General features: G+C 63.7%; 2 protein-coding genes. Both read left to right on the top strand.

Going from position 1 to position 8,794, the window contains the following annotated elements:
• Window positions 1–49 precede the first annotated feature (49 nt).
• Window positions 50–7,819, top strand: a complete 7,770-nt coding sequence (locus tag ACL02U_RS32275) for a LamG-like jellyroll fold domain-containing protein (protein WP_412794562.1) — start codon at window positions 50–52, stop codon at window positions 7,817–7,819.
• Between the two features lie 93 nt (window positions 7,820–7,912).
• Window positions 7,913–8,251 carry a hypothetical protein gene (locus ACL02U_RS32280; protein ID WP_412794563.1) on the top strand — a complete coding sequence of 113 codons (339 nt, stop codon included), beginning with the start codon at window positions 7,913–7,915 and terminating at the stop codon, window positions 8,249–8,251.
• Window positions 8,252–8,794 lie beyond the last annotated feature (543 nt).

Here is an 8,794-nt window from a genome sequence, read left to right on the forward strand (position 1 = left end):
CTCCTTCGGCTCGTCGTCCTACTCCGGCGGCACCCGCACCAGCACCGGCATGGCCGTCTACACATCGGCCGCCGGAGAGTTCGAGACCCTCGGCCCGAATGCCGGTGCCCTTGGGGGCTGGACTCTGCATGACAAGTCGGGCACCACCTACACTTTCGGCGAACCGTCCGGAACCGCCTGGAAACTGACGAAGATCAGCGACCGACTGGACCGTGCCGAGAATCTTGCCTACGACACCGACGGCGCCCTCAACGAGGTCACCAACGCCAGCAGTGGCCGATCGCTGCACTTCACCTGGAGCGGAGGCCACGTCAGTCAGGTGGCCACTGATCCAGTGACCACCGGAGGCACATCCGAGGCCTGGACGTATTCCTACAGTGGTGACGACCTGACCGAGGTGTGCCCACCTACCTCCGCCACTGCCTGTACCACCTACGCCTATACCTCGGGCTCGCATTACCGCTCTGCAGTGCTTGACTCCGGCCCCGCCTCGTACTGGCGTCTTGCCGAATCGTCCGGAACAACCGCAGCGAGTGAAGTCGCCGTCAACGAGGGCAATGACAACGGAACCTACTCCGCAACCGGCGTCTCGCTCGGAACTTCTGGCCCGCTGCCTGGCTCACCGACTGAGGCCGCTTCCTTCGATGGGGCCGACGGTTATGTTTCCGTACCGTCTGACCTCCTGCATCAGGGGAAAAGCCGTGCGGTGAGCCTGTGGTTCAGGACCTCGTCACCGGGTGTGATGATCGGCGATCAGTCGAAGGCGATCAACGGAGCAACCAGCGCATCCGGGACCTGGACCCCTGTGCTCTATGTGGGAACCGACGGCAAGCTCCATGGTCACTGGTGGAGCGTCAGCGGTTCTGGCAGCGACACCTTCGGTTCGTCCGGCGTGGTGACCGACGACGCCTGGCACCATGCTGTGCTCACCTCGGACGGTGCCACCCAGACCCTCTATCTGGATGGCACCAAGCAGGATACGTTCTCCGGGATCCCCGACGACCAGTCCAACACGCTGACGTACATCGGTGCCGGATTCGCAAAGGCCTGGATCGATTCACCCGCGGACGTGAGCTATTTCGACGGGGCCATCGCCGAGGTCGCCTTCTACACGCATGCGCTCGGTGCCCCGACGGTTCAGCAGTTGTACGAAGTCGGCACTCGCGCCGCCGGTGAATTGACCAGTGTCACTCTGCCGTCGGGGAAGACTCGTATGGCGGCCGCCTACGACGTCGAACACGACAGGGCGTCGCAGATCACCGATACCAATGGCGGGACATGGAAGTTGGGCATCCCCGCGACGAGGGGTTCGGGCGCCTACTACCGCGGTGCGACGCTCAGCCGTGCGCCGGCGGACTATTGGAGGTTGGGTGAGACCTCGGGCAGCCAGGCTCTGAACGAGATTGCGGACTGCACGGCGGACGCCACAACGTACTGCTCCGACGGCCCTGCGACCTATCACGCCGTGACGCTAGGCGCGACCGGCCTCTACTCCGGAGCTACCGACACCGCAGCGTCCCTGAACGGCACCTCTTCGTACATCGAACTGCCTGACGACACCATCAGCACCGTGAGCGGCGATCAGGCGCACCTCACCCTTGAACTGTGGTTCAAGACCACCACAGCCGGTGGAGTGTTGTTCAGTTACCAGAGCAGCCCCATCGGCACTACCCCCAGCGGCGACTCCACGCCGGCCTTGTATGTCGGCTCCGATGGTCACCTCTACGGGCAGTTCTGGGACGGCTACGTCTCCCCGATGAAGTCGGACGGTACCGTCACCGACGGAGCCTGGCATCAGGCCGACCTGAGTATCGGTACCGACGACGTTCAGACTCTGTATCTCGACGGCAACCAGGTGGACCAGCGAACCGGCAAGGACTTCGACAGCCATGGGCAGATCTACTGTTCCTTGGGCGCCGGGTACCTGTCCGGATCCTGGCCAGCTCAGCAGTCCGGCAACATCCAGGGATACTTCAAGGGCTCAATCGCCGAGGCAGCCCTGTTTGCCGACAAGCTCAGCGATGACGACATCGCGAGCGCCTTCGCAGCCCGCAGCTTCTCCGACGGAGCCGCCCCCGGCACCACAGTCTCGGTCACGGACCCTGGTGACAAGACTCTGACCTACCAGTACGACCCCGGTCACGGCGGCCGTCTGATCTCCGCCACCAACGCCCTCGGTCACACGGTTTCGTACGCCTACGACACCCACGGCTTCGTCTCCAGTGTCACCCGGCCGGACGGCGACTACACCCGCTACACGCACAATGCACGTGGTGATGTGCTGACCAACACCGTCGGCGATGCATATACAGGTGGCTACACCAGCTATTACAGCTACCCGGCTGTCGGCGCGTACAGCGTCACCGACCCCCGCAACGACGAACCCACCGCATACGCCGATGCCCGGTCCTCCGGCCCCGCCGACAGCACATACGCCACCACGTACACCTACTCGGCCAACGGTGACCTGCTCACCGCGAAGGACGCCGACGGCAACATCACCACGCATACGTACACTGTGGGTACCGAGCCTGCGATCGGCGGCGGTACCGAACCGGCCGGCCTGCCGGCCACCGTGAAGGACGCCGACGGCAACACCACGAGCTATGCCTACGACGGGGCCGGAGACCTGGCACAGGTGACTGCTCCGTCCGGCCTGAAGACCAACTACACCCACGACGCGCTCGGTCGCACCACCGCATCCACTCAGGTCTCCGACAGCTATCCTGCCGGCGTCACCACCAACTACACCTACGATGCGGCCAACCGGCTGCTCATCCGCACCGCTCCCGCCACCACCGATGCCGTTACCGGTGGCCACCACACCGCACGGGCCACCTACACCTACGACGACGACGGCAACACCACGTCGCTGAAGGTGTCCGACACCACGGGAGGTGATACCACCCGTACCACCACCTGGACTTACAACAGCCACGACCAGACCGAATCGGTCACCGACCCGGAGGGCCGCAAGACCAGTTACGGCTACGACGGGTACGGCAATCGCATTACCGAGACCGACGCCGATGGCAACGCCTACAGCTACGCCTACGGGCCCACCGGTCAGCTGCTCACCACCACTCTGACCAACTACATCGGTGATCCGGTCAATCCCTCCTCAGCAAGTGCTCTGGTCCTCGACTCCCGCGCGTACGACCCCGACGGTTTGCTCGCTTCCGAGACCGACGCAATGGGCGGGACAACCGCCTACAAGTATCACTCCACGCATCGGCTGTACTACAGCGCGATCACCAATTTCCACAACTCGGACGGCTCTGTCAGTAGCAAGTACCTCCACACCTACTACTACGACGCCGCGGGTCACATCACCACCGAGCTGGACACCAACGCTCTGGTGAAGAGCGAGTACACGTACGATCCTGCCGGGCGCACCACCAAGCGGACCTTTGACCCGGACGGTCTCGGCATCGTTACGTCCTACACTTATGACGGCGTCGGAAATCTCACCTCCCAGTCGGCCACCCAGGGCGACACCACCGAGCAGAGCGACTACACGTATGACAGCCGCGGTGACGTCACGGCCCAGACCGTTCACGACGGCAGCACCAACCTGGTCACGACCCGCACTTACGACCAGCGCGGAGTGCTCACCTCCGTAACCGACCCACGCGGCAACGTCTCGGGCGTCGGCGCCGCCGACTACACCACCGCCTACACGAGCGACCAAGCCGGCCGTCTCACGCAGGTCACCGCGCCGGTGGTGAACGCTGAAGTGAACGGCACCTCGCCGCAACAGGTCCACCCGATCACTCTCTACGGTTACGACACCTTCGGGGACCGGACCTCCGTCGACGATCCTGATGGCAACATCACCACCTACACCTACGACGACGACGGCGAACGCGTTGCCACCTCGGAACCTGCCTATACGCCCCCTGGGGCAGCCGCCGCCATCACCCCCACGGCCACCGCAAGCTACGACGCCGCCGGACAGGTTGTCGCATTCACCGACGGCAACGGCAACACGACCACCTCGACCTACGACCAGTTCGGCAATATCGCCCAGATCGTCCAGCCCACGGTCGACGGCATAACTCCGACCACTCACAACGTCTATGACGCTGACGGGGAATTGCTGTCCGTCACCGAACCGACGGGCGCGGTCACGCACGGAACCTTCGACGATCTGGGCCGAGCCCTGACCGTCAGTGAAGTGGTTCGCCAGCCCTCCCTTACCACCGACACCACCACCTACGGCTACGACGAAGCGGGCAACCGCACATCGACCACGCTCCCCGGCGGACAGAAGTCCACCGCCACTTACGATGCCGCGGGCAATCAACTCAGTGCCGCCGACCCGCTGGGAAATGTCACCCACTTCACCTACGACCTCGCCGGAAGACTGGTCGGTACCACCCTGCCCGACGGCACGGCCATCCGCCGAAGCTACGACCTCGCCGGGCGACTCACCGCCACAGCCTCTCTCGATGCCTCTGGCACCACTCTGGCCTCCGCATCCACCACCTACGACGCGGCCGGTAACCCCACCGCAGTCACCGATGCGAACGGCGCCACCACCACCTACACATACGATGCCGGCGACGCACTGATCCAGCAGACCGAGCCGGTCAGTTCCACGTCTTCGATCACCACGAGCTTCGGCTACGACGCCGCCGGGCTGCGCACCCGTTACACCGACGGCAATGGCAACGCCACCCTTACGACCTACAACCCGTTCGGCCTGCGCGAATCCATCATCGAGCCGAGCACCCCTTCCTTCCCGAACGCCTCCGACCGCACGACCACGCTCGATTACGACGCCGACGGGCATCCCGTCGCAGTGACCCGCCCTGGTGGCGTCAGCCAGTCCATCAACTACGACGCCGAGGGCCGTCTGACCAGCGAGTCAGGCAGCGGAGCCGAGGCGACCACAAGCATTCGCACCTTTGCCTACGACGCTGACGGCCGCACCATCGCTGCCAGCGCTCCGAACGGCACCAACACGTACACCTACGACGACCGCGGCGAGATCCTTACCGCCTCCGGGCCTTCCGGAACTGCCAGCTACACCTACGATTCCAACGGCCAAGCGACCTCGCGCACCGACGAGGCAGGCACCAGCGTCTTCACCTACGACGCCGACGGCCACCTGGCGACCGTCACCGACCCGCTGACCAAAGCCACCGCAACGTACAGCCGCAACAGCGTCGGCCAGATCACCGATGTGTCGTACGGCGGTGGCAACGCGGCCCAGAAGCTCACCTATGACACTCAGCACCGTCTCACAAGCGACATTCTCTCGGCCCCTGGTGGCACCGCCGAGGCATCCACAACCTATGGCTACGACACCGCCGGCCACATCACCGGCCAGACCACCAGCGGGCTTGCCGGAGCAGCCACCAACAGCTACACCTACGACGAGGCAGGCCGCCTGACCTCGTGGGACAACGGCACAGCCACGACTGATTACGGCTACGACGACGCCGGCAATCGGACCAGCACCGCCACCGGCGCTGTCGGCACCACCGCCACCTACAACGCGCGGGACCAGTTGACGGCCACCACGAGTGGTGGGGCCACCACGACCTACAACTACGCGGCTCGGGGCACGCTGGTCTCCGTCACCGGCAGCACCAGCGAAGACCTCGGCTACGACGCCTTCGATCAACTCGTCACAGACGGGACCACCACCTACACACACGATGCCTTCGGGCGCCTCTCCACCGCCGGCGCAGCCACCTTCACCTACAACGGCACCGGCAACACCATCGTCTCTGACGGTACCGACACCTACAGCCGAGGACCCGGCGGTGCACTGATCGGCGTGGCCGACGGCGACGGTGCTGTCCTCGCCTACACCGACCAGCACGGGGACTTGACCGCCACCTTTACCGCAACCGGCACAGCGCTGAGCGGCTCAACCGCCTATGACCCGTACGGTCGGACGATCGCCAGCAGCGGCAGCCAGTACAGCTTGGGCTACCAGGGTGGATGGACCGACCCGGCCAACGGCCGGATTGCCACTGCAAGTCGCTGGTACGCCCCCTCGACCGGCAGCTTCACCAGCCGGGACGCCACGATGCAGCCCCCTGTCCCGTCGGTCAACGCCAACCCCTACGCCTACGGCAACGACAACCCACTGAGCAACGCCGACCCTTCGGGTAACTTCTCCTGTTCTGCTGCGCAACCGCAGGCCCCAGCGGCTCCTCGCGCGGCTCGGCCCTCGGGCGGTAGGCGCTCCCCAGGTCGCACCGGCGGTGGGCATTCCCCGGGCCGCACCGGTGGAGGCGGTGGAGGTGGTGGAGGCGGCGGAGGCTCAACGGCTTCTGGTGGCATCGCCTACAACTGGGCCGGCAAGATGCGTGCGATGGACGCCGCCAGCGGATACAGCGACGTCAGCAGTACCGCCACCAGGCATGGACTCAAGGTGATGAGTCGTCATATCGATGGAAATTGGTGGAGTTGGGGCAATTTCACCAGCTCTCTCGGCCTGGGTGGGGCAGCCGGAGCTGGACTCACCTTTGAAGAAGTCGGGGTTGCGGCTGAAGAAGTCGGGGTTGCGGCGGCGTTTGCCCTCGCTGCCGGTTACTACACCTGCAATGCCGACGGGCAGTCGGTGTACCACCCGGATGCTGGTGACGGTCTCAAGGAGAACCCGGGTGAGAACCCGACAGGCCAGCCCAAGGGCGGCGAGAGTCCTGAGCAGAACGGCACCAAGTCTTCGCAGACCGGTCCCTCGGACACGCAGCCGGTTGACGGTCTGATCGGCGCCTTGGATTCTCTCGCAAATGTCTTCGACCCTGCTTCTGATGGCAGCGCCTTGGACGGTGGTGCCGAATGCGCCAGTTTCCTGGGTTTCCAATGCATCAGCGGCGGGAATCTGCTCGATCCCGATACCGGAAACGTCTACTGCAACCCGACCGCGGGCTGGACTGTCGGCAATACCTGTGTCCCGTTGCCATCGGCCGGCGCTGGGCCGGCCGATGGCACGGAATCAGGTGGGAAGTGCAGCTTCTCGCCCGACACCAAAGTCCTGATGGGAGACGGCAAGGCCAAGCAGATCGGACAGATCAGGGCTGGCGACAAGGTTCAGGCAGGTAACCCCAAGACGGGTATGCATCAGGGCGCCCGCACTGTCAAGCATGTATGGGTCAACCACGACAGCGATCTGCTCGACCTCACCATCCGTACCGAGGACGGCCACAAGGCCACTCTCCACACCACTGCCAACCATCCATTCTGGGACGACACCGTCCACGCCTGGGTTCCTGCAGGGAAGCTGCACGTCGGTGACGCCCTCAACACGGCCAGCGACACCCATGCCCACGTTGTTTCCTCCCGACCGACTCCAGGTGCGAAAGATCGCTGGAATCTCACGGTTCAGCAACTCCACACGTACTATGTGCTTGTGGGGACCACGCCGATATTGGTGCATAACACCGACGGCGAAGGTTGCAAGGTCGACCTCGGTAATGGCACGTTCCTCCACCCTGACGGATCCATTCGAGATGCGAACGGCCATTACGCCGGTACAACTGGTGTCCAGCCCGGCGCCAATAATGAGGAGACCGTATGGGATCACCTTCAAACTGAAGGTGTCACGGTGGTGCGCCAAGAGACGAGTGTGCGGGTCCCTGGGTTCAAGCTTCGGAAGTTCGATGGTCTTGCTAACATAGACGGCCGTTGGTATGGAATTGAAACAAAGGGCGCATCTGCCGGCCGCAACCCTGATCAGAAGCTTTTTGATGGCTGGCTAAATACGCCAGGTAACACCGCGGTTACCCTGAATGGCCAGTACGAACTTCATGGCGTCTTTGACGCCTGGGTGCCGCAGGACCGGCCTCCAGCTGAGTGACGGTAGACACGAGCGGGCCAGGCTGGAGGCCTGGCCCGCTCGTGCTCTATGCTGCACTACCCTGGGTGCTTGATGTTCGATGGGAGTCGTCTGGTGAGCTTTGATCTCGCGTTCTGGTATTCAGAGGATCCGGTTGACGGTTTGAGCGCCCTTGAAACGTACAGGGCGATTCTCAATGAGGAGCCGTCTGCCGCTAGCCCTAGTGTGGCCGTTTCCGAGTTCCTGGCAGATCTCGTCAAGGTATTCCCGGATCTCACTGAGGAAAACGCGGACAGTTCTCCTTGGATGAGCCCGCTCTATTTCAGTGATGCTTTCGTGGTTGCGAGTATTTCGTGGTCCAGGCAGCAAGTGATGGCAGCAGCTCTCGCTGCTCTGGCGCGCAAGCACGGCCTCGTTTGCTACGACCCGCAAGCAGAAGCCGTTATTCCCTGATTGGGTGGTTCTGGAATGAGCAGCGGCCCCGCCGGAATTTCTTCCGGTGGGGCCGCTGTGGCGTGCTGAGCGAGTGCTTGACGGCAGTAGTTGACGCTGAGGTTGAAAGGGCAGGGTGACGGGCTAGCATAGACTCCCGGGCCGAAGTGAGCCCGATGCGGCTCCGTGGGGAATGGGTCACCGCCTGAAGTCAGACGAGCTGCGTCGTCCGGACCTTGCACGGTGTGAAAGGTTGTAACCCCACACCCATTCGAGTTGTGGACCAAGATCGGCACGCCGCCAGCCACAACATAGTACGTGTGATAGGCGACCCCTTCCTGATTGCGTTTTCGCAGGTGAGCGGCAATCTACCGGTCCGTCAACGTCCGTGGAAGTGCGTTGTTGTCCGGCTCTGTTGCCGTCAGCGTTGCCAGGGCGGTTTCAAAGTCCTGGTGATCAGCGATCCGCACTGGTCACGGCAGTGTGACGATGCTCCGACGGACAGCTACTTACGCAACGAAGCTCCGGTTGACGCCGGTGACCTACCAAGTCGCCTGTATCGCC

The sequence above is a fragment of the Streptomyces sp. MS06 genome (genome assembly GCF_047200655.1).
GTDB lineage: Bacteria > Actinomycetota > Actinomycetes > Streptomycetales > Streptomycetaceae > Streptomyces.